At 70.2% G+C, this 24714-nt stretch carries 27 protein-coding genes and 1 tRNA gene; 22 read left to right on the top strand and 6 right to left on the bottom strand.

Annotated features, from left to right (window positions below; translation table 11 throughout):
• Positions 1-70 precede the first annotated feature (70 nt).
• The 4 genes from ACYU7G_RS06365 to ACYU7G_RS06350 are packed head-to-tail and all read left to right on the top strand — an operon-like array spanning position 71 to position 4213.
• Positions 71-1585 carry a sugar ABC transporter ATP-binding protein gene (locus ACYU7G_RS06365; RefSeq protein WP_461105942.1) on the top strand — a complete coding sequence of 505 codons (1515 nt, stop codon included), beginning with the start codon at positions 71-73 and terminating at the stop codon, positions 1583-1585.
• Positions 1585-2598: an ABC transporter permease gene (locus ACYU7G_RS06360; protein WP_461105940.1), complete on the top strand. Its 1014-nt coding sequence runs from the start codon at positions 1585-1587 to the stop codon at positions 2596-2598. The genes ACYU7G_RS06365 and ACYU7G_RS06360 overlap by 1 nt, the downstream gene beginning before the upstream one ends.
• Before the next feature lie 14 nt (positions 2599-2612).
• Positions 2613-3650, top strand: a complete 1038-nt coding sequence (locus ACYU7G_RS06355) for an ABC transporter permease (RefSeq protein WP_461105938.1) — start codon at positions 2613-2615, stop codon at positions 3648-3650.
• A complete protein-coding gene (locus ACYU7G_RS06350) occupies positions 3650-4213 on the top strand; it encodes an RpiB/LacA/LacB family sugar-phosphate isomerase (protein ID WP_461105936.1) in 564 nt (187 codons plus the stop codon). Before ACYU7G_RS06355 ends, ACYU7G_RS06350 begins: the two co-directional genes overlap by 1 nt.
• A gap of 252 nt (positions 4214-4465) precedes the next feature.
• Here the strand turns inward: ACYU7G_RS06350 and ACYU7G_RS06345 are convergent, their stop codons facing one another.
• The 4 genes from ACYU7G_RS06345 to ACYU7G_RS06330 all read right to left on the bottom strand — a co-directional run bounded on the left by ACYU7G_RS06345 (position 4466) and on the right by ACYU7G_RS06330 (position 5880).
• Positions 4466-4633 (bottom strand): hypothetical protein, encoded by a 168-nt coding sequence (locus ACYU7G_RS06345; protein ID WP_461105934.1) that lies wholly within the window; start codon positions 4631-4633, stop codon positions 4466-4468.
• A gap of 94 nt (positions 4634-4727) precedes the next feature.
• Positions 4728-5339, bottom strand: a complete 612-nt coding sequence (locus ACYU7G_RS06340; protein ID WP_461105932.1) for an NAD(P)H-hydrate epimerase — start codon at positions 5337-5339, stop codon at positions 4728-4730.
• Between the two features lie 10 nt (positions 5340-5349).
• A complete protein-coding gene (locus ACYU7G_RS06335) occupies positions 5350-5526 on the bottom strand; it encodes a hypothetical protein (RefSeq protein ID WP_461105930.1) in 177 nt (58 codons plus the stop codon).
• A gap of 271 nt (positions 5527-5797) precedes the next feature.
• Positions 5798-5880: transfer RNA gene (locus ACYU7G_RS06330), tRNA-Leu, on the bottom strand.
• A 100-nt stretch (positions 5881-5980) separates the two neighbouring features.
• Here ACYU7G_RS06330 and ACYU7G_RS06325 point away from each other — a divergent pair.
• On the top strand, positions 5981-6886 hold the full coding sequence (locus ACYU7G_RS06325) for a hypothetical protein (protein WP_461105928.1): 906 nt from the start codon (positions 5981-5983) through the stop codon (positions 6884-6886).
• A 131-nt stretch (positions 6887-7017) separates the two neighbouring features.
• Positions 7018-8133, top strand: a complete 1116-nt coding sequence (locus ACYU7G_RS06320; RefSeq protein WP_461105926.1) for a hypothetical protein — start codon at positions 7018-7020, stop codon at positions 8131-8133.
• Between the two features lie 51 nt (positions 8134-8184).
• Here ACYU7G_RS06320 and ACYU7G_RS06315 read toward each other — a convergent pair whose 3' ends face one another.
• A complete protein-coding gene (locus ACYU7G_RS06315) occupies positions 8185-8625 on the bottom strand; it encodes a hypothetical protein (protein WP_461105924.1) in 441 nt (146 codons plus the stop codon).
• A gap of 169 nt (positions 8626-8794) precedes the next feature.
• On the opposite strand from ACYU7G_RS06315, the gene ACYU7G_RS06310 reads away from it, so the two are divergent.
• The 16 genes from ACYU7G_RS06310 (at position 8795) to ACYU7G_RS06235 (ending at position 23682) form a co-directional block, all read left to right on the top strand.
• Positions 8795-9508, top strand: a complete 714-nt coding sequence (locus tag ACYU7G_RS06310; RefSeq protein WP_461105922.1) for a CoA transferase subunit A — start codon at positions 8795-8797, stop codon at positions 9506-9508.
• Positions 9505-10155 (top strand): CoA transferase subunit B, encoded by a 651-nt coding sequence (locus tag ACYU7G_RS06305; RefSeq protein WP_461105920.1) that lies wholly within the window; start codon positions 9505-9507, stop codon positions 10153-10155. Before ACYU7G_RS06310 ends, ACYU7G_RS06305 begins: the two co-directional genes overlap by 4 nt.
• A complete protein-coding gene (locus ACYU7G_RS06300) occupies positions 10148-11326 on the top strand; it encodes an acetyl-CoA C-acyltransferase (protein ID WP_461105918.1) in 1179 nt (392 codons plus the stop codon). The genes ACYU7G_RS06305 and ACYU7G_RS06300 overlap by 8 nt, the downstream gene beginning before the upstream one ends.
• Before the next feature lie 70 nt (positions 11327-11396).
• A complete protein-coding gene (locus ACYU7G_RS06295; RefSeq protein ID WP_461105916.1) occupies positions 11397-12644 on the top strand; it encodes a substrate-binding domain-containing protein in 1248 nt (415 codons plus the stop codon).
• Between the two features lie 224 nt (positions 12645-12868).
• Positions 12869-13636, top strand: coding sequence for an ABC transporter ATP-binding protein (locus ACYU7G_RS06290; protein ID WP_461105914.1), 768 nt, complete (start codon positions 12869-12871; stop codon positions 13634-13636).
• A complete protein-coding gene (locus ACYU7G_RS06285) occupies positions 13633-14421 on the top strand; it encodes an ABC transporter ATP-binding protein (RefSeq protein WP_461105912.1) in 789 nt (262 codons plus the stop codon). The genes ACYU7G_RS06290 and ACYU7G_RS06285 overlap by 4 nt, the downstream gene beginning before the upstream one ends.
• On the top strand, positions 14418-15293 hold the full coding sequence (locus ACYU7G_RS06280) for a branched-chain amino acid ABC transporter permease (RefSeq protein WP_461105910.1): 876 nt from the start codon (positions 14418-14420) through the stop codon (positions 15291-15293). The genes ACYU7G_RS06285 and ACYU7G_RS06280 overlap by 4 nt, the downstream gene beginning before the upstream one ends.
• Positions 15293-16339 carry a branched-chain amino acid ABC transporter permease gene (locus ACYU7G_RS06275; protein WP_461105908.1) on the top strand — a complete coding sequence of 349 codons (1047 nt, stop codon included), beginning with the start codon at positions 15293-15295 and terminating at the stop codon, positions 16337-16339. Before ACYU7G_RS06280 ends, ACYU7G_RS06275 begins: the two co-directional genes overlap by 1 nt.
• Positions 16336-17871: a class I adenylate-forming enzyme family protein gene (locus ACYU7G_RS06270; RefSeq protein WP_461105906.1), complete on the top strand. Its 1536-nt coding sequence runs from the start codon at positions 16336-16338 to the stop codon at positions 17869-17871. The genes ACYU7G_RS06275 and ACYU7G_RS06270 overlap by 4 nt, the downstream gene beginning before the upstream one ends.
• Positions 17847-18512 carry a TetR/AcrR family transcriptional regulator gene (locus ACYU7G_RS06265; protein WP_461105904.1) on the top strand — a complete coding sequence of 222 codons (666 nt, stop codon included), beginning with the start codon at positions 17847-17849 and terminating at the stop codon, positions 18510-18512. The genes ACYU7G_RS06270 and ACYU7G_RS06265 overlap by 25 nt, the downstream gene beginning before the upstream one ends.
• Positions 18505-19257: a 3-hydroxybutyrate dehydrogenase gene (locus ACYU7G_RS06260; RefSeq protein WP_461105902.1), complete on the top strand. Its 753-nt coding sequence runs from the start codon at positions 18505-18507 to the stop codon at positions 19255-19257. The genes ACYU7G_RS06265 and ACYU7G_RS06260 overlap by 8 nt, the downstream gene beginning before the upstream one ends.
• 85 nt (positions 19258-19342) lie before the next feature.
• On the top strand, positions 19343-20224 hold the full coding sequence (locus ACYU7G_RS06255; RefSeq protein WP_461105900.1) for an alpha/beta hydrolase: 882 nt from the start codon (positions 19343-19345) through the stop codon (positions 20222-20224).
• A gap of 32 nt (positions 20225-20256) precedes the next feature.
• Complete coding sequence (locus ACYU7G_RS06250; RefSeq protein WP_461105898.1) at positions 20257-21462, top strand: glycosyltransferase; 1206 nt, start codon at positions 20257-20259, stop codon at positions 21460-21462.
• A gap of 93 nt (positions 21463-21555) precedes the next feature.
• The gene (locus tag ACYU7G_RS06245) at positions 21556-22296 is read left to right on the top strand and encodes a hypothetical protein (RefSeq protein ID WP_461105896.1); all 741 of its coding nucleotides are present in this window, start codon (positions 21556-21558) and stop codon (positions 22294-22296) included.
• Positions 22297-22321: 25 nt separating this feature from the next.
• Positions 22322-23050 carry a PIG-L family deacetylase gene (locus ACYU7G_RS06240; protein WP_461105894.1) on the top strand — a complete coding sequence of 243 codons (729 nt, stop codon included), beginning with the start codon at positions 22322-22324 and terminating at the stop codon, positions 23048-23050.
• Entirely contained in the window at positions 23047-23682 is a 636-nt protein-coding gene (locus ACYU7G_RS06235) for an HAD-IA family hydrolase (protein WP_461105892.1), read from the top strand. The genes ACYU7G_RS06240 and ACYU7G_RS06235 overlap by 4 nt, the downstream gene beginning before the upstream one ends.
• 131 nt (positions 23683-23813) lie before the next feature.
• On the opposite strand, the gene ACYU7G_RS06230 is transcribed toward ACYU7G_RS06235, so the two are convergent.
• Positions 23814-24626 (bottom strand): hypothetical protein, encoded by an 813-nt coding sequence (locus ACYU7G_RS06230; protein ID WP_461105890.1) that lies wholly within the window; start codon positions 24624-24626, stop codon positions 23814-23816.
• Positions 24627-24714 lie beyond the last annotated feature (88 nt).

Raw genomic sequence — 24714 nt, 5'->3', positions numbered from 1 at the left:
TCGGCTTCCCAGCGGGCGTGGGGCGAAGCCGCCCACCGCCCATTTCCCTTCCAAACCCTTAGGACTGCAGATGGCAGAAGAGAACGTCATCGCCGTGCGCGGCCTCAGCAAGTCGTTCGCCGGGGTAAAGGCGCTCGACGGCATCGACCTGGAGATCCGCGCGGGCGAGATCCACTGCCTGGCCGGGGAGAACGGCTCCGGCAAGTCGACGCTGATCAAGATCATCTCGGGCGTCTACCAGCCCGACGGCGGCACCATCGAGATGGGCGGCCGCGAGTACAGCCGACTGACGCCCATCGAGGCCATCGAGAACGGCGTCCAGGTGATCTACCAGGACTTCTCGGTGTTCCCGAACCTCACCGTGATGGAGAACCTCGCCCTCACCACCGAACTCGCCGACAAGCGCCGGTTCGTGAACTGGCGCCGGTTCCGCAGGATCGCCGAGGAGGCCGTCGCCAAGATCGACTTCAAGGTGGACCTCGACGCCGTGGTCGGGGACCTCTCCGTCGCGGACAAGCAGCTCGTGGCCATCTCCCGGGCGCTGATGAGCGACACCAGGCTGATCATCATGGACGAGCCCACCACCGCGCTCACCAACAAGGAGGTCGAGGCGCTGTTCCGGGTGATCCTGGACCTGCAGTCCCGCGGGATCGCCATCATGTTCGTCAGCCACAAGCTGGGCGAGGTGTTCGAGATCAGCGAGCGCTTCACCATCCTGCGCAACGGCAAGCAGGTCATCACCACGGTCCCCGAAGAGCTCAACCAGCAGAAGTTCGCGGAGTACATGACCGGGCGCGACTTCGAGGAGACCGCATTCACCGGCGACGACTCCATAGGCGAGCCCGTGCTCGAGGCCTCCGGGCTGACGCTCGGCAACGCGTTCTCCGACGTGTCCTTCACCCTCCACAAGGGCGAGATCCTGGGCATCACGGGCCTGCTCGGCTCGGGCCGCACGGAGTTGGCGCTCTCCCTGTTCGGGGTGTTCCCTGCCGATTCCGGCTCCATCAGCATCGGCGGTGAGCCGGCGCGGATCAACAGCATCGCCGACGCCATCGGCCACGGCATCGCCTACGTGCCGGAGGACCGGCTCACCGAGGGCCTCGCCCTCGAGCGCTCCATCGCGGACAACATCATCATCTCCGAGATCGACCGCCTCTCCGGCCCCCTCAACCTCGCCGACAAGCGCAAGCAGCGCGACGCCGTGCAGCGCTGGGTCTCCGAACTCCAGATCGCCACCCGCAACCCGGGCAACCCGGTCAACACGCTCTCGGGCGGCAACCAGCAGCGCGTCGTGCTCGCGAAGTGGTTGGCCACCGAGCCGGACGTGCTGATCCTGAACGGCCCCACCGTCGGCGTCGACATCGGCTCCAAGGCCGAGATCCACCGGATCCTGTCAGACCTGGCGGCCGCCGGCATGGGCATCATCGTGATCTCCGACGACATCGGCGAGCTGAAACAGACGTGCGGCCGCGTGCTGCTGCTGCGGGAGGGCCGCATCGACGGCGAGGTGGACCCGCGCACGAAGACCGAGGAGGAACTGTCCGACATGATCACCGGCGGCCCGCTGGAAGTGGGGACCAACTGATGAAGCCAACTCTCGGCAAACTGGTCCGCTCCAACGAGTTCTACCTGCTGCTGGTCATCCTCGTGGTGGCGGCCATCATCGAGGTGCGCAGCGGCCAGTTCTTCAGCATCACCAACCTCGTCAACCTCGCCAACGCGATGGTGGTGCCCGGCCTGTTCGCCGTCGGCACCTACATGGTGCTGGTCTCCGGCGGCATCGACGTCTCGTTCCCGGCCCTCGCCTCGCTCGCGGTCTACGCGTTGACCAGCGGACTCGTCGACAACTCCTGGACGGGCGGGCTCTGGCTGCCGTTCCTGCTCGCGATCGCCCTCGGTGCACTGCTGGGTGCGTTCAACGGGGTCTTCGCCGCACGGCTGGCTGTGCCGACGCTGATCATCACCCTGGGCACGGCCAACGTGTTCAAGGGCATCATGCAGGGTGCGCTCGGCAGCGTGCAGATCCCGACGCTGCCGCCGTCGATGGCGGAGTTCGGGCGCGCCAACCTGTTCGTGGCCACCAACCCCACCTCGGGGCTGACCTCCAGCATGCCGGTGTCCTTCCTGCTGCTGGTCGTGGTGGTGGCCATCGCGTTCTTCATCATGCGGTTCACGATGTTCGGCCGCGGCGTCTACGCCATCGGCGGCGACGAGGCCTCGGCCGTGCGTGCCGGGTTCAAGGTGCGGCGCATCAAGTTCTGGCTCTACGTGATGGCGGGCGTGATCGCCGCGATCGCAGGCCTGGTGCGCACTTCGATGATGGGCCAGATGCACCCCACCAACCTGCTGGGCATGGAGATCATGGTGATCGCCGCCGTCGTGCTGGGCGGCACCGCCATCACCGGCGGCACCGGCTCGCTGACCGGCGTCATGCTCGGCACCCTGCTGATCGTGATGGTGCAGAACTCGATGATCCTGATCGGGGTGCCCACCTACTGGCAGCGCGTCGCGCTGGGCGTGCTCATCATCGTCGGCACCGGCATCTCCGCCGTGCAAGTGACTGCAAGACGCCGGCGCAACCGGATCGTGGCGGCCTGAGAGGGGACCCTGAAATGACTGCGACAACTACCCCTGACAAGCAGGGCATCGGCTCCCGGTTCCTCTCGTTCGCGCGCACCGACGCCCACGTGACCCGGCTGGTGGTGATCCTGCTGGTGCTGCTGTTGCTGTTCGCCGCCGTGCGCCCCAGCAACTTCGCCAACAGCTACACGTGGATCTCCATGGCCGTGTCCTTCCCCGAGTTCGGCCTGATGGCCCTGGGCGTGATGGTGTGCATGGTCACCGGCGGCATCGACCTGTCCGTGGTGGGCATCGCCAACCTCAGTTCCATCATCGCCGCGATGGTGATGCTCGCACTCGCACCGGGCGGCGCGGGCACCGCCGTCGGGGTGGCGATCGTCGTCGCCCTCCTGGTGGGTGCCGTCGCCGGCGTCCTGAACGGGATCCTCGTCGCAGTGGTGAAGATCCCGGCCATCCTGGCCACGCTCGGAACGCTGGAGCTGTTCATCGGCATCTCCATCGTGCTCACCGCCGGCAGCCCCATCTCCGGCCTGCCCACCGAGTACAGCACCATCATGGCGGCCCGCTTCGGCGGCGTCCTGCCGATGCAGTTCGTGGTGTTCCTCGTGGCGGTGGCGCTGGTGGCGCTCGTGATGGGCCGCACCACCTTCGGCACGAAGATCTACATGCTGGGCACCAACGCCACCAGCGCGAAGTTCAGCGGCCTGAACTCCACCAGCCTGCTGATCCGCACCTACCTGTTCTCGGGCGTCCTGTCCGCGATGGCGGGGCTCGTGATGCTGGCCAACTACAACTCCGCGAAGGCGGACTACGGGCTGGTCTACACGCTGCTGACGGTGCTGATCGTGGTGCTGGGCGGCGTGAACCCGAACGGCGGCAACGGCCGGCTCATCGGCGTCGTGCTGGCCATCGTGATCCTGCAGATCCTCTCCTCCGGCCTCAACCTGTTCCCCGGCATCAGCAACTTCTACCGGGACCTGATCTGGGGCGGCGTGCTGCTGCTGGTGATCGCCACCAGCGAGTTGAGGACCGGCAACCTGTTCAAGCGCAAGAAGAAGGAGGTCTCGTGATGAGACTCGCAAGGGACAAGCAGGTGGTGGTGGCGGCCGACTTCGCCGGCTTCCCCCTGAAGGAGTACGTCAAGCGCCACCTGGAGCAGAAGGGCTGGGAGGTCACGGACCTGACCCCTGACAAGGAGTCCTCCCCCATGTACCACCGGGCCGGGTTCATGGTGGGCGCCAAGATCGCAGAGCGCGAGTTCGAGAAGGGCCTGCTGTTCTGCGGCAGCGGCATGGGCATCCACGTCGCCGCCAGCAAGTGCCCCCACGTGCACTCAGCCGTCGCCGAGAGCGTCGAGGCCGCACGTCGGGCCGCCACCGCCAACAACTGCAACGTGCTGGCGATGGGTGCGTTCTGGGCGGGGCCCCGCCTCGGGGCCGGCATGGCCGACGCATTCCTGGAGAACTCCCTCGGCGACGGGTACGAGGACTGGGAGGGCTTCTACGACTACCACCGCCTCGGCTACGACGAGACCGAGGAGTTCGACTACGAGGCCTACAAGGCCAACGGCTTCCAGGTGGTGAACCCCGGCACCGTCGAGCTCGGGCCCGAGCCCGTGCACCTGTCCTTCTGACGCGACGACGGGCCGGTTCGGGAGGGCTGCCTACGTCCGCCCGGCCCGGCCACCGCGCAGGACCCGGCCGCCGCGACGACCCGACACGCCCGGCCGCCAACCGCCCCGCGACCCGACACCCCCCGGCCCCGGCGACCCGACTCGCCGAGTGAATCGGCCGGAGAGGGCACCGGTGCCCCTTGCGCCCGATTTCCTCGGCGTGTCAGGTCGTCGGCGGCTCGTCCGAGCCCCGGCGGGAACGACGGCGTCGCCTCAGTCGCCCGCGGCCTCAGTGGCGGTGGGGGCGGGGCGCTCGGGATCATTCTCTGTTTCCGTGGCATTGGGTATCAACAGGAAAGCCACCACCAGGACCACGACGAGAACCGCCACATTGATCAGGACTGTACGGGTACGGACAATCCGCGACTTCGAGTCGTGCACCGGGACTCCTGTTCTGGTCCCCCGTCCGAAAACGGGCCATTCCTGCGCCCCCGCACTTTCACCCTAGCGTCGGTTATCACCCGGGCGCAGGAAATCAGAAGTCGACCCCGATATCGGCGACGACGACCCGCCCGCAGCGGCCGGCCGCCGGTTCGCGGACGTGGCAGTCCTTCAGCGCCGCGAAGGTGACCGTGGTCGTCGCCACGAACGACGGCGGCTCCGAGTCCGCGAGCACGCCGGAGTCCGCGTCGAGCCCGCTGGGGAGGTCGACGCTGAGCACGATGGTTCCGCGACGCTCGCACTCCCCCGCGAAACGGGCCACCTCACCCCGCAGGCCGGGCCTGCCGCCGATGCCGAGGACGGCGTCGATGACCAGGGGCGAGTCGTCGAGGTGGGCCAGCGCTCCTCCTGCGTCGAGTTCCACCACTCCCGCGGTGCGGGCAGCGGCGAGGCCCTCCGGGTGGGCACGTTCGGAGGTGAGCCAGCAGGTCACCGGGCGGGAATCGGCCAGCGCGGCCGCGGCGAACAGACCGTCGCCGCCATTGTTGCCGGGGCCCACGACCACCAGGACGGGAACGAGCGGATCAGCGCCTGCGGCCTCGACGACGGCCGCTGCGGCGCGGCCCATCAGGTCGATTCCCGGGTTGGCCTCGAACACCCGCTCCTCCGCCTCGCGCATCTGCTGCGCGGTGACCAACCGGGCCATGGGAAGGGGGTCAGTGCGCGGGTTGCACGACGGTCTGGACGGCGCCGCCCGGAGCGTCCTCGGAGTCATCGACGGGAATCAGCACGACGGCGACGGCCACGGCTGCCACGAGCAGGATCACGTTGCGCACCAGCGCCTTGGCGTCGATACCGCGTGCAACAGTTCGGCGTTGCCGGGAATCATGCATGACGGCTCCTCACTCGTACTCATAACAGACCACGTGGGCCGTCCCCCGGTGAATATGCTACGCAATTCATCCCGGTTCGGCACATACCCTAGTCAAGGACAATTGCCCGGCACGATAGCGGACCCGAAACAAAATGTATTGTTCACATCCGTCATTTTCTGGACGATTCCCGCTCCGACGCCGCGGCCGGTGGCTCCTCTCCGGCACCGGGACCCCGGAAACGAGAGATCCCCCGGCGGTGAACCTGTCACCGCCGGGGGATCCTGCACTGTGCGCGAGAGAGGAGTTGAACCTCCACGTCCCGAAGGACACTGGCACCTGAAGCCAGCGCGTCTGCCATTCCGCCACTCGCGCATCGGGTCTCTCGACCCGAGGAGAAACATTAGCACGCACCTCCCTGAGAAGCACAATCGCACTACGCTGGGAAAAAGTTCCCCAACGAAGGAGGGATCAGATGGCTGACTGGCCAATCTGGGTCTGGGTCCTGATCGCAGTGATCGCCCTGATCATCATCGTCGCAATCATCTTCGGGACCAGGCGCAAGGACGAGGTGGATCCCGACGGGCCGTTCGCCCCTGACCAGCCCCTGGCGGACACTCCCCAGACACCCCGCCGCGGCGTCACCCCTGACCCCGTGGACGACGTCGGCACCGAGCCCTCGACGTCGACGTCACCGGGACGCAGGGCGGAGGACTTCTCCGCCACGGACGAGGACGAGGAGACCCTGTCCGGTCCGCTCACGGTCCCCGACGACGTCGCCGCGGCCGGAGTCTCGGCCAGCGACGCCGGGATCCCCTCGGACGGGATCCCCACCGCCAACGCGGCGGAGGCGACGGACCAGCCGGGCACCGGCGCGGAACCGGTGGAGGACTTCGCGGCCGATGCTCCGACGGAGGCGGCGGAGGCCTCACCGTCCGGCTGGGCCGAAGAGCGCACCGGGGAGACGGCGGGCGATCCGCCGCCGCAGCGCCCCGAGGACGACTTCGCCCCCGACGAGCCGGTGACCGCCTCCCCCGACGGCATGGCATCGCAGGACCCCGAGCCCCACTTCGAACCCCCTGAGGGAGACGGGGACGTCGCGGTGGAGCCCGCGGACGTCGCGGACGAGGGCCGCGCCGTCGAGGCAGTTCCGGAGACCGCCCCGGCACCGGCGACCGAGCCCGAGCAACCGCAGGCATCGCCCCCGAGGGACATCGGCAGCCCGGACGACAACGACCCGCCGGAGATGGACTTCACCCCGCCGAAGCACACCGACGGCACGGAGTACGGGGACCCGGTGCGCGAAGTCACCCCGGACGACGACGTCCCCCGCGACGACCTGGGCCGTCGACTGGATCCCTACGGCAACCCGGTCGACTGACGCCGCGGCCGCGCCCCGCCCGAACGGACGGGGCGCGGTCTCGTCACGGAACGGACCCGCAAGCTGCACCCAGCGTGCGGGAGACTGTGCACGAAAGCCCAACCCACGGCTCAACCACCCTAGGAATTCTCATGAGCACCAACACCCCCGGCGGCCCTGGCGGTCCCCAGAGCAACCAGACCCCGCCCACGCAGGTGAACCAGCCGGGTCAGGGTAATCCGCAGCAGGGCGGTCGCCCACCGCAGGGACAGGGATACCCACCGCAGGGCGGCCAGCAGGGATTCGGTCCCCGGTCGGGCCAGGGCGGCTACCCTCAGGGCGGTCAGCAGGGCTACCCCCAAGGCGGCCAGCCCGGCTACCAGCAAGGCGGACAGCAGGGTTACGGCCAGCAGGGCGGACAGGGCGGCTACCCCCAGGGCGGGCAGCAGGGCTATCCCCAGGGCGGGCAACAGGGCTACCCCCAAGGCGGGCAACAGGGCTACCCCCAAGGCGGGCAGCAGGGGTACGGACAGGGATACGGCCCACAGGGCGGTTACCAGCAGCAGGGATTCCAGGGCGGCGGCTACGGCCAGCAGCCCCCGGGCGGCTACCAGCAGGCACCGGAGGGCGGCAAGAGCAACCTGCCGCTGATCATCGTCGCGGCTGTGCTCGTGGTGGCCATCGGCGTCGCCGTGTGGTTCTTCTTCCTCCGCGAGGACGGCTCCACCACCGCCGAGCCCACCCCGGAGACCACCATCTCGGAGGAGGCGCCGCCCACCGACGAGGGCGAGCCCACCGACGGCGGTGAGCAGCCCGAGCCCGGCGTCACCACGCCGGACGGGGGTGAACAGCCCGATCCGGGTGCGACCACCCCGGACGGCGGCGAGCAGCCGGACCCGGGCGCGACCACCCCGGACCCGGGCGAGCAGCCCGATTCTGGCGACGACGGCAACACCTCCGGCCGGCCCAACATGCCCGCCCAGGTGGGCGACTGGACCGCGGCGCTCGGCGAGCCCGACAACGAGTTCGGGGCCTGGACCAACCCGGACGGTGAGGTCGTCAGCGCGGTGTTCTCCGAGAGCCTCACGAAGGACTTCTACCGCTCGAGCATCTCGGACCCCGAGGAGCACGGCGCGTGGCTGTGCGGCACCGCGACGGGTGCGTTCATGTGCGTGACCGACGTCCACGACGGCGGCCTGCTGCTGGCCGGCACCACCATCCCGAGCATGGCCGAATTCGGGGACCAGCTCCTCGAGCTCTGGAAGTAGCCCGACGAGCACGCCGGGTGGGCACCGGCACTGCCGGGCCCACCCGTCGCGTCATTTCCAGGCGAACAGGAACTGGTCGCCGAAGCGCACCGTGGCCGGGATGGAGAGCTCGCCCCTGGTCACCGACACCGCACCGTCGCGGTAGTCGGCCCAGCAGACCTCCACCTCGTCGGAGGGGCGGGGCAGGCAGGCCCACTCTCCGCTGGCCTCGAACTCGCGGCCCTCGATCTGCTCGGCGACGCTGGTCTCCTCCCAGGCCACATGCACCACCGGGTCCCCGTCGGGGCCCTCGTAGGTGCCTGCAGTGGCGTCCGGTTCGGTCGTCAGCGTCCAACCGCCCTCGACCTCCTGCGGCAGTGGCGGCGGGCCGGTGGGTGCCTCCTCGCCGAGGTTGAGCAGCAGCACGATGAGCACCCCCAGCAGGAACACGCCGAACGCGGCCAGCAGCGGAACGATCGTCGTCGGCCTCTCGGGCCGTGAGGCTTCAGTCACGCCGACGACGATACCGCCGAACACCTCACGCCCCCTGTGACCCCCTCGTCGCGACACCGACGGCACTCCGAAGATCACGAAATGGTCACAATGCCGCGCGAACCTTTCCAAAACCTGAATCATGTTTCAGTATTGGCTCTCAGGACATCGCCGACGAAGGAGTTGAAGCGTGTCGAAACTGAAGGAGAGCGCAACGGGTGCGCTCGAAGGGCTGCTGCACGACGAGATGGTGATCGCGGCGGGCGGATTCGGCCTTTGCGGCATCCCCCGGGACCTGATCGAGGTGATCAGGGACTCCGGCGTGACGGGGCTCACCGTGGTGTCGAACAACCTCGCCGTGGACGGCAAGGGACTCGGCCTGCTGCTGGAGAACCAGCAGATCGCCAAGGTGCTCGCCTCCTACGTGGGCGAGAACGCCCTGTTCGCCAAGCAGTACCTCGACGGCGCGCTCGACGTGGAGTTCGTGCCCCAGGGCACGCTCGCCGAGCGGATGCGCGCCGGCGGCTCCGGCATCCCGGCCTTCTACACCCCCACCGGCGTGGGCACCGTCGTCGCCGAAGGCAAGCCCACCGCCGAGTTCGACGGCCGCACCCACGTGCTGGAGCGGGCCATCGTCGCGGACCTCGCCATCGTGCACGCCCACACCGCGGACACGCTCGGCAACCTGACCTACCGGCTCACCGCCCGCAACTTCAACCCGGTGGTGGCCGGCTGCGGCAAGGTGACCGTCGCGGAGGCCGAGCACGTCGTCGAGGCGGGCCGGATCGACCCGGACGTCATTGTCACCCCCGGCGTCTTCGTGGACCGCGTCGTGCAGTACTCCGGCGCCGAGAAGGAGATCGAGCAGCGCACCGTACGCCCCCGCCAGGAGGTGGCGGCATGACCTGGACCCGCGACGAGATGGCCGCCATCGCGGCCTCCGAACTGAACGACGGAGACTACGTCAACCTCGGCATCGGCATCCCCACGATGGTGGCCAACAACCTGCCCGAGGGCGTCAACGTCATCCTGCAGAGCGAGAACGGCATCCTGGGCATGGGCCCCTTCCCCTACGAGGGCGAGGAGGACCCGGACCTGATCAACGCCGGCAAGCAGACCGTGACCCTGAACAAGGGCGCCACCATCTTCGACTCCGCCACCAGCTTCGGCATGATCCGCGGCGCGAAGGTGAAGATCGCGGTGCTGGGCGCGATGGAGGTCTCCGAGAAGGGAGACCTCGCCAACTGGCAGATCCCCGGGAAGATGGTCAAGGGCATGGGCGGCGCGATGGACCTCGTCGCCGGCACCCCGCGCGTGATCGTCATCACCGAGCACGTCTCCCGCCATGGCACCCCCAAGATCGTGCGCGAGTGCTCCCTCCCGCTCACCGGCGTGGCAGTGGTGGACCGCATCATCACCGATCAGGGCGTGTTCGACGTCACCGACGCCGGTCTGGTGCTGCGTCGCCTCGCCCCGGGCGTCACCGCCGAGGAGCTGCGCGAGATCACCGAGCCCGAGTTCGCCGTCGAGCTGGAGGCCGCCGATGCGTGACGTGGAAGTGCTGGTGCTCGCGGGCGCCCGGACGCCGCAGGGTCGGCTGCTCGGCCAGCTCTCGGGGTTCTCCGCCGTCGAGCTCGGCGCCCACGCAATCCGGCACGCCATCACCCGTGCCGGCATCTCCCCCGACGACGTGGACCACGTCCTGATGGGCCAGGTCATCCAGGCCGGCAGCGGCCAGAACCCCGCCAAGCAGGCGGCCGTGGCGGCCGGTCTGGCGATGTCGGTGCCCGCCGCCACCACCAACAAGGTCTGCCTGTCCGGGCTGGACACGGTGGTGCAGGCGGCCCGGCTGCTGCGCCTCGGCGCCGCGCAGGTGGTGGTGGCAGGAGGTCAGGAGTCCATGACCAACGCGCCCCACCTCGCCCGCGTCCGCGGCGGCGTGAAGTACGGCAGCACCGGCCTCGAGGACACCCTCGCCGTCGACGGCCTCGACGACGCCGAGCACGGGATCTCCATGGGAGACCTCACCGAGCGCGGCAACACCGAACGCGGACTGGCCCGCGAGGAGCAGGACGCCGTCGCCCTGGACAGCCACCTCCGCGCCGCCGCCGCCCAGGCCGCCGGCCACCTGGCCACCGAGATCGCCCCCATCGAACACACCGATCGGCGCGGCACCCGCCTGATCGAGCACGACGAGGGCATCCGCGGCGAATCCACCCCGGAGTCCCTCGCCCGGCTGCGCCCCGCGTTCGCCAAGGACGGCACCATCACCGCCGGCAACTCCTCCCCCATCTCCGACGGCGCGGCCGCGCTGGTCCTGACCACCCGCGAGCACGCGGAGGCCAGGGGCTGGCAGTGGCTGTGCGTCGTCGGCGCCGACGGCCAGGTGGCCGGCCCGGACACGCAGCTGCACGAGCAGCCCGCCGGTGCCATCCGCGCCGCCCTCGACGCCGACGGCATGGAGCCCTCGGACCTGGACTTCATCGAGGTCAACGAGGCCTTCGCCGCCGTCGCGATCTCTGCGACGCGCGCCCTCGGCTACCCGCTGGAGCAGACCAACCCCAACGGTGGGGCGATCGCGCTCGGCCACCCCGTCGGTGCCTCCGGCGCCCGGCTCGTACTCACCGCGGCACTGGAACTGCAGCGCCGCGGCACCGGCACCGCCGCCGTCTCCCTGTGCGGCGGGGGCGGGCAGGGCGAGGCCCTGATCCTGACCCGCTGACCAACCCGAACCAAACCGGCAACCAACCCACCCGATGTACCGCTCACGAAAGGCAACCAACATGCGGACAATGAAGTCTCTGCTGGCAACCGGCTCCGCCGCCCTCCTCCTGGGAGTGGTGGCATGCGCCCCCGGCACCCCGGCCGAACCCGACACCCCGCCCGAGGAGACGACGGCGGAGGGCACCACCTCCACGGAGGAGACCACCGACACCGGGGAGACCTCCGGCGCCGAGGCACCCGCCGACGCCGTACCCGTCTCGATCATCTACTCCAAGACCGGCCCCCTGGCCGCGTACGGCGAGAAGTTCCTCGAGGGCTTCGAGGCCGGGCTCGAGTACGTCGTCGCGGAGGGCATCATCGAGGAGGGAGCCCTCGACATCACCTACGTCGATGACCAGGGCAACCCCGAGGTGGCCGTCTCGGCCGCCAAGGACGCCATCGGCCAGGGCACCCAGATCCTCGCCGGCAGCACCTCCTCGGGAGTCGGCCTGGCGGTCGCCGAGCAGGCAGGCCTGAACAAGACGCTGTTCATCTCCGGCCCCGCCGCCACCGACGCCATCACCGGCATCAACGACTACACCTTCCGCGCCGGCCGCCAGACCCTGCAGGACGTCGCCACCGCCGCCGCCTACATCGAGGACGGCGCCAAGGTGCTGGTCTTCGCACAGGACAACGCCTTCGGCCAGGGCAACGTCGCCGGCGTCGAGGCCGGCTTCGCCGCCAAGAACGCCGAGATCACCAGCGTGCTGGTCCCCGAGGACGCCACCGAGTTCACCCCGTTCGCGGCCCAGATCCTGGACGCCCAGCCGGACCTCGTGTTCGTCGCCTGGGCCGGCGCCACCTCCGGCGCCATGTGGCAGGCCCTGAACCAGCAGGGCGTGTTCGAGTCCACCGAGGTGGTCACCGGTCTGGGTGACACCACGACGTACAACGCCTTCGGTGAGGCCTCGGCCAACATCTCCTTCCTGAACCACTACTTCGCCGACGCCCCCGACAACGAGATCAATGACGCGATGCTCGCCTCCCTCGAGGCCAACGGCCAGGTGGGCGACCTGTTCACCCCCGACGGCTTCACCACCGCCCAGATGATCGCCCACGCCGTGGCCGAGGGTGGCGGCGACATCGACGGCATGGTCAGCGCCCTCGAGGGCTGGGAGTTCCAAGGCCCCAAGGGCGACTACCAGGTCCGCGCGAGCGACCACGCCCTGATCCAGCCCATGTACCAGGTCAAGCTCGTCGCCGACGGGGACAACTGGGTGCCCGAGCTGGTGGCCGAGGTTCCCGGCGACGAGGTGGCTCCGGCCGAGGTCGGCTGACCTCCCCGAACCCGATGGTCGAGTAGCCGACTAGGAACGAGCCGGCGTGTCGAGACCCACAGTTGGGGGTCTCGACACGGGCGCCGGGCGCCCTACTCGACCACCGGGCGGGGCGCCGGGCGCCCTACTCGACCACCGGGCGGGGCGCCGGGCGCCCTGCTCGACCAGCGGTGGGCGGCCGGGAACGCCCGTCCCAGAACCAGACCCATTCAAGGAACAGGCAAATGAGTGAGACTTCGGCCCGCGAGGGCAACGCGCTCGAGGTGAGGAACCTCAGCTGGAGCGTGGGCGGCGCGAACATCGTCATCGACGTGAGCTTCGACGTCGCCCGCGGCGAGATGGTGGGTGTGATCGGGCCGAACGGCGCCGGCAAGACGTCCCTGTTCAACCTGATCTCCGGCATCAACCCGGCCACCTCCGGCAACGTCCTCCTGGACGGCAAGGACGTCACGAGGCTGTCCATCTCCCGACGCGCCCGGCTGGGTCTCGGCCGGACGTTCCAGACCTCCAGCCTGTTCCCGCGGCTCACGGTGCTCGAGAACGTGCGGCTGGCCACCCAGCAACGCCTGGGCGGCAACATGTCCGTACTCCACCGGCCGCGCCGCGACGACGACGCCTCCAGCGAGGCGCTCCAGCACCTCGAGACCGTGCGCCTTGACAAGCTCACCACCTACGCCGGTGACCTCTCCCACGGTGACAAACGCAAACTCGAGATTGCGGTGCTGCTCGCCATGGACCCGGAACTGATCCTCCTGGACGAGCCGATGGCCGGCGTGAACTCCTCCGACGTTCCGGAGCTGATCGGCGTCATCTCCGACCTCCACAAGACCGGCCGCACCATCCTCATCGTCGAGCACCACCTGGACGTGCTGCTCGGCATCGTGGACCGCGTGGCGGTCATGCACTACGGAAAGCTGCTCGCCATCGACACCCCCGACGTCATCATGGCCAACCCGACGGTCCAGAGCGCCTACGTGGGTGATGTCGCATGAGCGCCCTCCTGTCCGTGGAGCACCTCCAGGGCTCCATCAACGGCCAGCAGGTGGTGGAGGACGTCACCTTCGACGTGCCCGCCACCGGCGTCACCGCCGTGCTGGGCCGCAACGGCGTCGGCAAAACCTCCAGCCTGAAGTCCATCATGGGCCTGATCGACCGCACCGGCAGCGTCTCCTTCGAGGGCGAGCCGATCGAGAAGCTGCCCACCCACAAGATCGTGCAGCGCGGCATCGCCTACGTGCCGGAGGACCGCGAGGTCTTCGGCTCGCTGACGGTGAGGGAGAACCTGGACCTGGCCGTGCGCCAGCCCAACCCCCGCTTCGACCTGGTCTTCGACCTGTTCCCCGAGCTCAACGAGCGAGCCTCCCAGCGTGCCGGCACCCTCTCCGGCGGCCAGCAGCAGATGGTCTCCCTCGGCCGCGCGCTGATCAACGAGAACCGCATCCTGCTGGTGGACGAACCCACCAAGGGGCTCGCCCCCCGGCTGGTGACCGAGGTGGCCAAGGTGCTCGCCGAGGCCGCCCGCACCGTCCCGATCCTGCTCGTGGAGCAGAACCTGCAGGTCATCAAGACCCTCGCCGAGCACGTCGTGGTCATCGACGCCGGCCGCACCGTCCACACCGGCCCGGCCGCCGAACTGCTGGGCGACGGCGACCGCCTGACCCGACTGCTGGGCGTGCACGGCCCCGGCGGTGGCGAGCCCGTGACCGGACCCGCCGGCGACGGCGAACCGACCGACCAGACCCACCCCGCCGACGCGAAGAGAGGCACCGACTCGTGAGCACCTTCATCCTCCTGCTCGTCACGGGACTGGGCCTGGGCGCGCTGTACTTCCTGGTGGCCTCCGGCCTGTCCCTCATCTACGGCCTGATGGGCGTGCTGAACTTCGCCCACGGCTCATTCCTCACCCTGTCCGCCTTCACCGGCTGGGAGGTGGGCCGACGGCTGGGGTTCGACACCTTCCTCGGCCTCACCCTGGCGGTCCTGGTGGGCGCCGTCACGGGCGGGCTGTTCGCCGCCGCCACCGAGTTCTTCCTGGTCAGGCGCCTGTACAAGCGCCACATCGAGCAGGTCCTGGTGACCGTCGGACTCTCGCTCGCCAGCGTCGCAATGTTCGAGGGCATCTGGGGCTCCGACACCCGCATCATCGCCAACCGGGGCTGGATGCTGGACACCACCCAGATCCTGGGGGCCCGCATCCCGAACTCGACGTTCCTCGTGATCGGAGTGGCGGTCGTCGTGCTGCTGGCTCTGGTGCTGTTCCTGAAGCGGACCCGCTACGGCCTGATCATCCGCGCCGGCGTGGAGAACCGCTCCATGGTCACGGCCCTCGGCATCGACGTCCGCCGCGCCTTCACGCTGGTGTTCACCATCGGCGGTGTGGTCGCCGGCATCGGCGGCGTGATGGCGAGCCAGTACTTCGGCTACGTCTCGCCACACCTGGGCGGCACGCTGCTGATCTTCGCGTTCATCGTCACCGTCATCGGCGGGCTGGGATCCCTCTGGGGTGCCGCGGTGGCGTCCGTGGTGGTGGCCGTCCTGCAACAGTTTCTCAACTTCGAGTACGGCGTCGGTGACTTCGTCGTAGTCCTGCTGCTGGCGATCGTCCTGCTCATCCGGCCGCAGGGCCTGTTCGGAAAGAAGGCCATCTGATGAGCATCCTCAAGTCCAACCGAACGCTCATCAGCGTCGTCGTCGCGGCCGTCGTGCTCTTCGCACTGCCGCTGTTCAACATCCCGGGCCTCGGCATCCTCCCCGGCCCGACGTGGAGCGCCGGCTCGCTGCAGGTCATGGCGCTGTGCCTCCTCACGGCAGGCCTGGCCCTCACCTACCACCTGATCTTCGGGATCGCCGGGCTGCTCAGCTTCGGCCACGCCCTCTACTTCGGGATGGGCGTCTACGGAATGGCCATCCTGTTGGAGCACACCGAACTGGGGATAATTCCCGCCGCGCTCATCGTGCTGGCCGGCGGCGTCGTCGTGACGCACGTCCTCGGCGCCATCAGCCTCCGTGTCAGCGGCATCGCCTTCGCCATGGTCACGCTCGCCTTCGCCCACGCCGCCAACGTCCTGGTGCGTCGCAACCCGCGCGGGCTGACCGGCGGCGACGAGGGCCTGCCCCTGCGGGCGGACAACATCCCCGGCTGGCTCGTGGGCGTGGACAACACCCGCAACCTGTACTGGCTCGCCCTCGCGGTGATGCTGTTCGTGTTCGTCGTGGTGGCCTGGATCGAGCACAGCCGCGCCGGCCACGTCGTCGCCGCCGTCCGCGAGAACGAGACCCGCGTCAAGGTGCTGGGCGGTAACCCGTTCCTGGTCAAGTACCTGGCGTTCGTCGGCGCTGGTACCTTGGCAATCATCGTGGGCATGGCATACCTGCTGCTGCAGTCCCGCGCGAGCCACACGACGACGACGGCCGACTTCACGCTGACGCTGCTGGTCATGGTGGTGCTCGGCGGAGTCGGCAGCCGCTGGGGCGCCATCGTCGGCGCAGTGATCTACACGCTGCTGAACCAGCGGCTCGCGGCCCTGGCCGGCTCGGAGGCCATCAGCCAACTGCCGTTCGTGCTGCGGCTCCCGCTCAGCGAGCCGATGTTCATCCTCGGCACGTTGTTCATCCTCGTGGTGGTCCTGATGCCCGGCGGAATCAGCGGTGCCGTGTCCGACCTGCGCAGGAAGTACAGGAAGGCAGAGGCATGAGCGGACTGCACACCATCGGCCGCTGGGTGAGCGACAACGCCCGCGTGTTCCCCGGCCACGTCGCGCTCGACGACAGCGGCCTGGAGGTCACCTACGCAGAGCTCGAGTCCCGGATCTCCGCCCTCGCCTCCGCCCTGACCGACGCCGGCTACGGCCCGGGGGACCGGATCGCGACGGTGACCGGCAACTGCGCCACCCACGTCGTGCTGCTGTTCGCCTGCGCCCGCACCGGCATCGCCCTGGCCCCGCTGTCGTGGCGGCTGTCCGGCACCGAACTCGCAACCCAGCTGGCGATCGTGGACCCGGTGCTGGTGGTGCACCAGAGCGAACTGGCCTCCCTAACCGGGTCTGCGACGGAGCGGCTGCCGGAGCCGCCGCCGTCGGTGCTCACCACCGAGCTCGAGGCGCGGGTGCCGCACCGCACCCACCGCAGCCCCGCGCAACTCCCCCGGCCCACCCGCGACGGCGACGCCCTGCTGGTGCTGTTCACCTCCGGCTCCTCCGGCGCCCCGAAGGCCGCGGTGCTGACGCATTCCAACTGCTTCTGGACCAACCTCTCGCTCTCGCGCACCGTGCCGCTGACGCACGACGACGTGGTGCTGTCCGTCATGCCGCAGTTCCACTCCGGCGGCTGGAACGTGCAGACGCTGCTGGCGCTGTGGGTGGGCGCCACCGTGGTGCTGGAGCGCCACTTCGACGCCCGCCGTACCCTGCGCCTGCTGACCGAGCGCCGCGTCACCGCCATGATGGCCGTGCCGACTCAGTACCACATGGTGGCCACCTCCCCCGGCTTCGACGGTGCGGACCTGTCCGCACTCCGGACGGCCATCGTCGGCGGTGCTCCGATGCCGGCGCCGCTGCTGCGCACCTGGCACAACCGCGGCGTCGCCCTGATCCAGGGCTACGGCCTCACCGAGGCCTCCCCCAACGTGCTGTGCCTGCCCGCCGCCGACGCCTACAGCCACGTCGGGTCGGCCGGCAAGCCCTACCCGCACATCGACGTCGCCATCGCCGACCCGGTCACCGGCGAGCACCTCGCAGGCGAGGCGGAGGGCGAACTCCTCGTCCGGGGACCCGGCGTGTTCGCCGGCTACCTCGGGGACCCGGAGGCCACCGCCGCCCGGATGGCGGGCGGCTGGCTGCGCAGCGGGGACCTGGTGCGCCGCGACGCCGACGGCTACTACACCATCCTCGAACGCCTCGACGACGTCATCCTCGTCGGCGGCGAGAACGTGCACCCCAGCGAGGTGGAGCAGGTGCTGCTGCGGCACCCCGCCGTCGCCGCCTGCGGGGTGGTGGGCGTGTCCGACCCGGCCCGCGGCGAGGTGCCGTGGGCATGGGTGGTGCGCAAGGCCGACGTCCCCGTCGACGAGCAGGAGCTCGCCGCCCACTGCCGCCGGGAACTGGCGGCCCACAAGGTTCCACGCCGGTTCATCTGGACCGACGCCATGCCCACCGCCAGCCTGAGCAAGGTGCAGCGGTCGGCCCTTCGGAAGGAGGCAGAGTCATGGCTCAGCGCGCCTACGACCTGACCCCGCCGCACCCGCAGCGGCCACCGACGGCCAAGGGTCGCAAGACCCGGCAGCGCATCGTCGACGCCGCCACGGAGGTGTTCGCGGAACTCGGCTACCACGAGGCCTCGATCGTCAAGATCACCGAGGGCGCCGGCATCGCGCTCGGCACGTTCTACCTCTACTTCGAGGGCAAGTTCGAGCTGTTCCGCGAAGTGGTGGAGGACCTCAACCACCGCGTACGCCGCGCCATGTCCGAGGCGGGCACGATGGCCAGGGGCCGCTCCGAGATCGAGCGCGCCGGCTTCCGCGCGTTCTTCGAGTTCTCCGCGCAGCACCCCGAACTGCACCGCATCATCCGCCAGGCCGAGTTCGTGGACCCGGGCGCGATGCGGCGCCACTACCAGCAGATCGCCGACGGCTACGTGCGCGGCCTCACCATCGCCCAACGCAAGGGCGAGATCGGCGAGTTCGACCCGGAGGTGGCCGCCTGGGCCTTCATGGGCATGGGCGAGATCATGGCCATGCGCTGGCTCGTGTGGCCCGCCGACGACGGCGAACCCACCACCCTGCCCGACCACGTCCTGGACCAGCTGATGCTGCTGGTCGACGGCGCACTCAACCCGCGGGCCACCCGAGAACAGGAGCATCGCAATGACTGAGCAGACCCTCGCCGGCCGCCGCGCCGTCGTCACGGGCGGCGCCAGCGGCATCGGAGCCGCCATCGCCACCCGCCTGGCGGCCGACGGCGCCCACGTCGTCGTCGCCGACCTGAACGAGGACGCCGCCGCCGCGCACGCCGCCGAGATCGGGGGCGAGCCCTGGGCCGTCGACCTGTCCGACACCCGCTCCCTGGAGGACCTGCGCCTCGAGGCCGACGTGCTGGTGAACTGCGCCGGCATCCAGCGGGTCTCCGCCATCGAGGAGTTCGACCCGGAGCGGTTCCGCCTGATCCTGCGCATCATGCTGGAGGCGCCGTTCCTGCTGGTGCGGGCCGCGTTGCCGCACATGTACGCCGGCGGTTGGGGGCGCATCATCAACGTGTCCTCGGTGCACGGGCTGGTGGCCTCGCCGTTCAAGTCCGCCTACGTCTCCGCCAAGCACGGCCTCGAGGGATTGAGCAAGGTGACCGCGCTGGAGGGCGGCGCCCACGGCGTCAGCTCCGTGTGCATCAACCCCGGCTACGTGCGCACCCCCCTGGTGGAGAAGCAGGTGGCCGACCAGATGGCCGTTCACGGCCTGTCCGAGGCCGAGGTCACCGAGAAGGTGTTCCTGCAGATGCCCGCCCGCAAGGAGTTCGTCGAGCCCGCCGACATCGCGGCCCTGGCCTCCTTCCTCGCCGGCCCCCACGGCCACATGGCCAGCGGCTCCAGCTACGTGATGGACGGCGGGTGGACCGCAAGATGACCACCGACAGGAACAGTTGCCCTAGGGCGCTCCCCTCCAGTTGCCCTGAGGTGCGAGCGACAGCGAGCCTCGAAGGGCGGACCCGATGAGCACCTACACCATCTTCGACGCCCCCGGCCTGCTGCACGCGGGCATCTGGGAACCCGACGACGAACCGGCCGGCACCATCGTCGCCATCCACGGCATCACGTCCTCCCACAAGGCCTGGGCGGCACTCTCCCGGGAGCTGCCGCAGTGGCGGATCATCGCACCGGACCTGCGGGGGCGCGGCTTGAGCAACCACCTCGTCGGCCCCTATGGGATGGCGCGGCACGCGGACGACGTCGCTGCGCTCCTCGACCACCTGGGCGTGGCCTCGGTGCTGCCGGTGGGGCACTCGATGGGCGCGTTCGTGTCCGTGGTGCTGGCCCACCGCCACCCGCAGTTGATGGACCGGCTGGTGCTGGTGGATGGCGGGATCCCGCTGCAACTGCCCGACGGCGTGGACCCGCAGGCGGGTGTGGAGGCGGTCCTCGGTCCGGCGGCCGAGCGGCTGCAGCGCACCTACCCGTCGCTCGATGCCTACGAGGCCGAGTGGCGCCAGCACCCCGCGATGGCCGAGTGGAACGAGGACCTCAGCGCCTATGTGGCTTACGACCTGCACGGCGACCCGCCCGAGATGCGCCCCGCCACCCGCTACGGGGCGATGGCCGAGGACACCGTCGACGTGGCCGGTGCGGACACGGACCTGACCCGGGCCCTCGACGCCATCGACCTGCCCGTGCTGCTGCTGCGCGCCGAGCGCGGCATGCTCGACCAGCCCGGCGGCCTCTACACCGACCGGTGGCTCGACGGCTGGCGCGCGCGGGTGCCGTCGCTCTCGGTGCAGCCCGTGGGTGGGGTGAACCACTACACGATCGCGATGCTGCCGCGCGGTGCCGCCGTGGTGGCCGAGGCGGTGCGCCAGTCGCTGCCGCAGCACGCCTGAACACCATGGTCGCGAGCGTGTAGCGTCGGGCCATGACCCTGCGCGTCGCGTTCGTTTCCATGCACACCTCCCCGGCGGAGCGGCCCGGCACCGCGGACGCGGGCGGCATGAACGTGCTGATCCACGCGCTGGCGACGGCGCTGGGCCGGCTGGACGTGGACGTCGAGTTCATCACCCGTCGCAGCCACGCGGACCAGCCCGACGTGGTGGACTTCGCCGAGGGCGTGGTGCTGCGCCACGTCACCGCCGGGCCGACGACGCCGCTGCCGAAGAGCGAGATCCACACCTTCGTCGACGAGTTCCGGGAGGGGATGGCACGGCTCGGCCCGTTCGACCTGGTGCACTCCCACCACTGGATGTCCGGGGTCGCGGCCCTGCCGCTGGCCCGCGATTGGGGCGTGCCGCACGTGATGACGTTCCACTCCGTGGCCGCCCACCCCAACTCCTCCCTGCGCGACGGTGAGCCGCCCGAGACCCCGGACCGGCTGCCGGGCGAGGTGGTCTGCGCGGAGCAGTCGGACCTCGTCGTGGCGGTCTCCCACCACGAGGCCGCCGTCGTGATCGGGCGCTGCAACGCGGACCCGGAACGCGTGGTGATCGTGCGCCCCGGCGTCGACGTCGACCTGTTCCACCCACTGCCCGACGACGCCCGCCCGGCCTGGGTGCCCGCGCCCGCGGTCCGCCCCGGCTACGTCGTATTCGCGGCCCGGCTGCAGCCGTTGAAGGGCCCCGACGTCGCCATCCGCGCCCTCGCCGGCGTCCCTGAGGCCGAGCGGCCGGACCTCGTCATGGTGGGCCAGACCTCCGCTGATTTCGCCGGCTACGAGCGGGAACTGCACGCCCTCGTCGCCGAGCTCGGGCTGACGGAGCGGGTGACGTTCCTGCCGGGCCAGGACCGCGAGTCGCTGGCCCGCATCATCCGGCACGCGTCGGTGATGCTGGTGCCGTCGCACTCGGAGACGTTCGGGCTGATCGCGCTGGAGGCCTCCGCGTCCGGGGTGCCGGTGCTGGCCGCAGCCGCCGGCGGCCTGACCGAGGCCATCTGCAACACCCACACCGGTCTGCTGGTGCCCAGCCACGACGCCGCCGACTGGGCGCGAGAACTCACCGCCCTCCTGCGCGACGACGCCCGCCGCGCCACGCTCGGCGCCACCGGCCGGGACCGGGCCCGGGACATGACTTGGCCGCTGGTGGCCGAGCGCACCCTGGCCGCTTACCGTCGGGTGCTGCCGGCCTGATGCCGGGGTCGGGCCGCTGCGTCGGTGCTGCCCTTCTCGTGGGTCCCGGACGAAACCGGTGCGCGGCCCCAGAACCGGACGTAGGCTGTCGGCATGGACATCGGGGGACGTTCAATCCGTTGGTTGCCGGCTGCGGTGCTGCTCGCCGTCGGCGCCGCGCTGCACGCCGTCGCGGTCTGGCTGGTCTGGCGGCCGTGCGCGGGCAGCATGCTGAACGGCAGCATCCTCGTCGGGTACCGCTACCCCACCGAGTTCAGTGACGCCTGCCTCGCGGCGATGAACGACAATCCGATCTTCCCCATGCTCGGCAACAGCGACGGCGCCACCGGCCTGCTGGGCACGGCCGCCGCACTCGCCCTGGCGACGGCGTGGCCGGCGGTGCTGCCCGCCTTCGGTCTCCGCGGCTGGCACCGGCCAGTGGCAATGCTCCCGAGCCTGCTCGTCATCACGGGGGCACTGCTCACCGCGCTCGGTGCGGGCGACGGCTGGTCAGGACCGGGCGGCACGCTCCTGTTGTTCGCGAACCTGGCGGTTCCCGCGGCACTGGTGGCGCTGGCCCGGGCGGGTGTCCGGGGCGCGACGCTGGGCCGGGCCACCGTCGTCGCCCTCGCGGCCGCCACTCCCGGGCTGATCAGCCAGGCCGCGGAGTACGTGGTGGCCATCACGTTCAGCGACGCCTTCTGGGACAAACCTCCCGGCACCGGCTGGTTCACATCGGCGTTCTGCCTCGTCGCCGCCGTCGTTACGGCCGCCCTCTGGTGGCGCGCCCACGCACGGGGACCCGTCGCCTCGTACGCTGGGGACCGACCAGCGCACGAACCCGCCGCCAACTGACGGGCCCCGACCCCCGGAGGAGAAGTTGACCAGGATCACCTTCATCCACGCCCATCCCGACGACGAGACCATCGCCACCGGCGCCCTGATCTCCCACCTCGTGGAGCAGGGACACGCAGTCTCGGTGCTCACCGCCACCCGTGGCGAGCTGGGCGACGTCGTCCCCGGGCCCCTCTCCCGGCTGGCGGGCACCCCCGAACTGGAGGCCCACCGGGAGCAGGAGCTCGACGGCGCGCTCGCGGCCCTGGGGGTCAGCAAGCACGCGTTCCTCGGCGACCCACCGGCCCGCGACGCCCTCGGCTCGCGCCACTACCGCGATTCCGGCATGGCCTGGATCAGCGACGGCGTGGCCGGGCCCGCCGAGACCTCGGACGAGCGCTCGTTCTGCGCCGCCGACGAGGCCGACGTCGTCGCGGACATGTTGGCGTGGCTGCGGCACGTCGACGCCGAACTGGTCATCACCTACGACGCCGACGGCGGCTACGGGCACCCCGACCACGTCCGCTGCCACCACCTGGCCCGGACGGCCGCCGACGTGCTGGGCCGCGGGTTCGCCGTCGTCGTCCACGAACCGGGCGACGACGTGGTCTGGTTCGAGTTGGAACGCCACCTGCCGGTGGTGGTCCGGGCGTTGGAGCACCATGCGTCGCAGGTGAGCGTCGAGGGGTCAACCCTCACCCACAGCGGCGGGCAGAGCGAGCCGGTGCGCACCTCGGTGGGGCTGCGCGGGGACACGGGAGGGATCAGCGCATGAGCGGGTTCAGGCACGTCTTCTGGGACATGGGCGGCACCATCGTCAACACCTATCCGGGCCTCGACGCCATCCTCGCCGGGGTGGTGCGCGCCACCGGCCAGCGCGTGCACCCCAGCGACGTCGCGGCCGCCACCCGCGTGTCCACCGGGCACGCCATCCGCACCCTCGCCGAGCGCTTCGGCATCCCGGAGGCCGAGTTCACGCAGGCGGAGAAGGAGCTCAAGCAGCGCTGGCGGACCTCCCCGCCGCCCGCGATGCCGGGCGTGCACGACGTGATGGAGCAGGTGCCCGGCCTGAACCTCGTGGTCACGCACCGCGACCGCACCAGCGCCACCTCCCTGCTGGAGGGCCTCGGCCTCAGCGTAGACGACCTCGTCTGCACCGACGACGGCTTCCCCCGCAAGCCAGACCCCGCCATGTACACCGAACTGGTCCGTCGCCACGGCCTGGACGTGGCGGAGTGCGTCGGGATCGGCGACCGACCCATCGACGCCGAGTCCGCGGCCGCCGCCGGCATGGCGACGGTGATGCTCACCACCCCCGGCGTCGACGTGCCGTTGGCCGGCGACCACCAGATCGACGAACTCCCCGAGCTGCTGGAGTACCTCGCACCCGACGTCCAGTCGCCCTGAGCGGCACCACACCAGTCGCCCTGAGGAGCGAGCGACACCCACACCAGTCGCCCTGAGGAGCGAGCGACACCCACACCAGTCGCCCTGAGGAGCGAGCGACAGCGAGCCTCGAAGGGCTTCGCGCCCCCGGGTCAGGCGCCGATGAGTGCCACCACGAGTTCGAAGGCAAGACTCTGGTTCGTCGCGCCGGCGAAGTCGCCCAGCACCTGACCGGCGTGGACGCCCATCTCCTGGGGCCCGTCGATCCCGACCACCTCGAAGCAGCCCTGCTGGTCCACCGACACCTCCTGCCAGAAGACCCCCTCGAGGTACAGCTGCAGCGTCGTGAACGGGTCGAAGCCGGTGCCCACCACGGAGTACTGGCCCCACGGGTAACCGTCGGCCTGCACCGTCGGCATCACGGGGACGGTGACCCAGATGGTGTCGTTCCAGTCGGGGTACTCGACCTGCACCTCGTAGTCCCCCGGCTCCTGCGGGGCGGGCACGTTGGCGGTGAACCCGCCGTCGGGTCCGGCCTCGATCGTCCAGGTCTCATCAGCGCCCATCACGCGGAAGGAAACCCGCTCCCCCGGGGCGAAGCCGCTGCCGGTGAAGATGAGGTTGAACACACCGTCCTGGATGCGAGGCCCTTCGAAGAACACCTCGCGGCGGTAGACCGTGAACGTGGTCTCGACCGTCTGCGTGGGGTAGCCGGCGAAGTCCCCCGAGACGCGGACCGTGTAGGTGCCCGCCTCCCACGGTGCCTCGATCATGGTCTCCAGACTGCCGTCCTGGCCCGTCTCGACGGTGAACGGTCCCGAAGCCTCCGCTCCACTGCTGTCGAGGAGCAGGAGCTCGAGCGGCCCCGTCGACGCGAAGCCCTGGCCGATGACGGACACCGCACCGTACTCGTCGGCGGTCGCGGACAGGGTCGGCAGTTTGGGTACCGAGAACGGCACCGTCACCACCCGATCCGGCCCCGGTCCGGGACCATCCTCCCCGCCGACCACCGTAGTGTCAATGACTATTTAGCGCGTCTCACCTTGTCCGGAC

Source organism: Tessaracoccus terricola, from assembly GCF_054776555.1.
Note: the sequence above shows the minus strand (reverse complement) of the source record. Positions and strands in the feature narration are given on the sequence as shown.

Coding starts and splice junctions, on each gene's coding strand:
- ACYU7G_RS06365 (WP_461105942.1), top strand. CDS start 71: ATGGCAGAAGAGAACGTCATCGCCGTGCGCGGCCTCAGCAAGTCGTTC.
- ACYU7G_RS06360 (WP_461105940.1), top strand. CDS start 1,585: ATGAAGCCAACTCTCGGCAAACTGGTCCGCTCCAACGAGTTCTACCTG.
- ACYU7G_RS06355 (WP_461105938.1), top strand. CDS start 2,613: ATGACTGCGACAACTACCCCTGACAAGCAGGGCATCGGCTCCCGGTTC.
- ACYU7G_RS06350 (WP_461105936.1), top strand. CDS start 3,650: ATGAGACTCGCAAGGGACAAGCAGGTGGTGGTGGCGGCCGACTTCGCC.
- ACYU7G_RS06340 (WP_461105932.1), bottom strand. CDS start 5,339: ATGGCCCGGTTGGTCACCGCGCAGCAGATGCGCGAGGCGGAGGAGCGG.
- ACYU7G_RS06335 (WP_461105930.1), bottom strand. CDS start 5,526: ATGCATGATTCCCGGCAACGCCGAACTGTTGCACGCGGTATCGACGCC.
- ACYU7G_RS06325 (WP_461105928.1), top strand. CDS start 5,981: ATGGCTGACTGGCCAATCTGGGTCTGGGTCCTGATCGCAGTGATCGCC.
- ACYU7G_RS06320 (WP_461105926.1), top strand. CDS start 7,018: ATGAGCACCAACACCCCCGGCGGCCCTGGCGGTCCCCAGAGCAACCAG.
- ACYU7G_RS06305 (WP_461105920.1), top strand. CDS start 9,505: ATGACCTGGACCCGCGACGAGATGGCCGCCATCGCGGCCTCCGAACTG.
- ACYU7G_RS06300 (WP_461105918.1), top strand. CDS start 10,148: ATGCGTGACGTGGAAGTGCTGGTGCTCGCGGGCGCCCGGACGCCGCAG.
- ACYU7G_RS06295 (WP_461105916.1), top strand. CDS start 11,397: ATGAAGTCTCTGCTGGCAACCGGCTCCGCCGCCCTCCTCCTGGGAGTG.
- ACYU7G_RS06290 (WP_461105914.1), top strand. CDS start 12,869: ATGAGTGAGACTTCGGCCCGCGAGGGCAACGCGCTCGAGGTGAGGAAC.
- ACYU7G_RS06285 (WP_461105912.1), top strand. CDS start 13,633: ATGAGCGCCCTCCTGTCCGTGGAGCACCTCCAGGGCTCCATCAACGGC.
- ACYU7G_RS06275 (WP_461105908.1), top strand. CDS start 15,293: ATGAGCATCCTCAAGTCCAACCGAACGCTCATCAGCGTCGTCGTCGCG.
- ACYU7G_RS06270 (WP_461105906.1), top strand. CDS start 16,336: ATGAGCGGACTGCACACCATCGGCCGCTGGGTGAGCGACAACGCCCGC.
- ACYU7G_RS06265 (WP_461105904.1), top strand. CDS start 17,847: ATGGCTCAGCGCGCCTACGACCTGACCCCGCCGCACCCGCAGCGGCCA.
- ACYU7G_RS06260 (WP_461105902.1), top strand. CDS start 18,505: ATGACTGAGCAGACCCTCGCCGGCCGCCGCGCCGTCGTCACGGGCGGC.
- ACYU7G_RS06255 (WP_461105900.1), top strand. CDS start 19,343: ATGAGCACCTACACCATCTTCGACGCCCCCGGCCTGCTGCACGCGGGC.
- ACYU7G_RS06250 (WP_461105898.1), top strand. CDS start 20,257: ATGACCCTGCGCGTCGCGTTCGTTTCCATGCACACCTCCCCGGCGGAG.
- ACYU7G_RS06245 (WP_461105896.1), top strand. CDS start 21,556: ATGGACATCGGGGGACGTTCAATCCGTTGGTTGCCGGCTGCGGTGCTG.
- ACYU7G_RS06235 (WP_461105892.1), top strand. CDS start 23,047: ATGAGCGGGTTCAGGCACGTCTTCTGGGACATGGGCGGCACCATCGTC.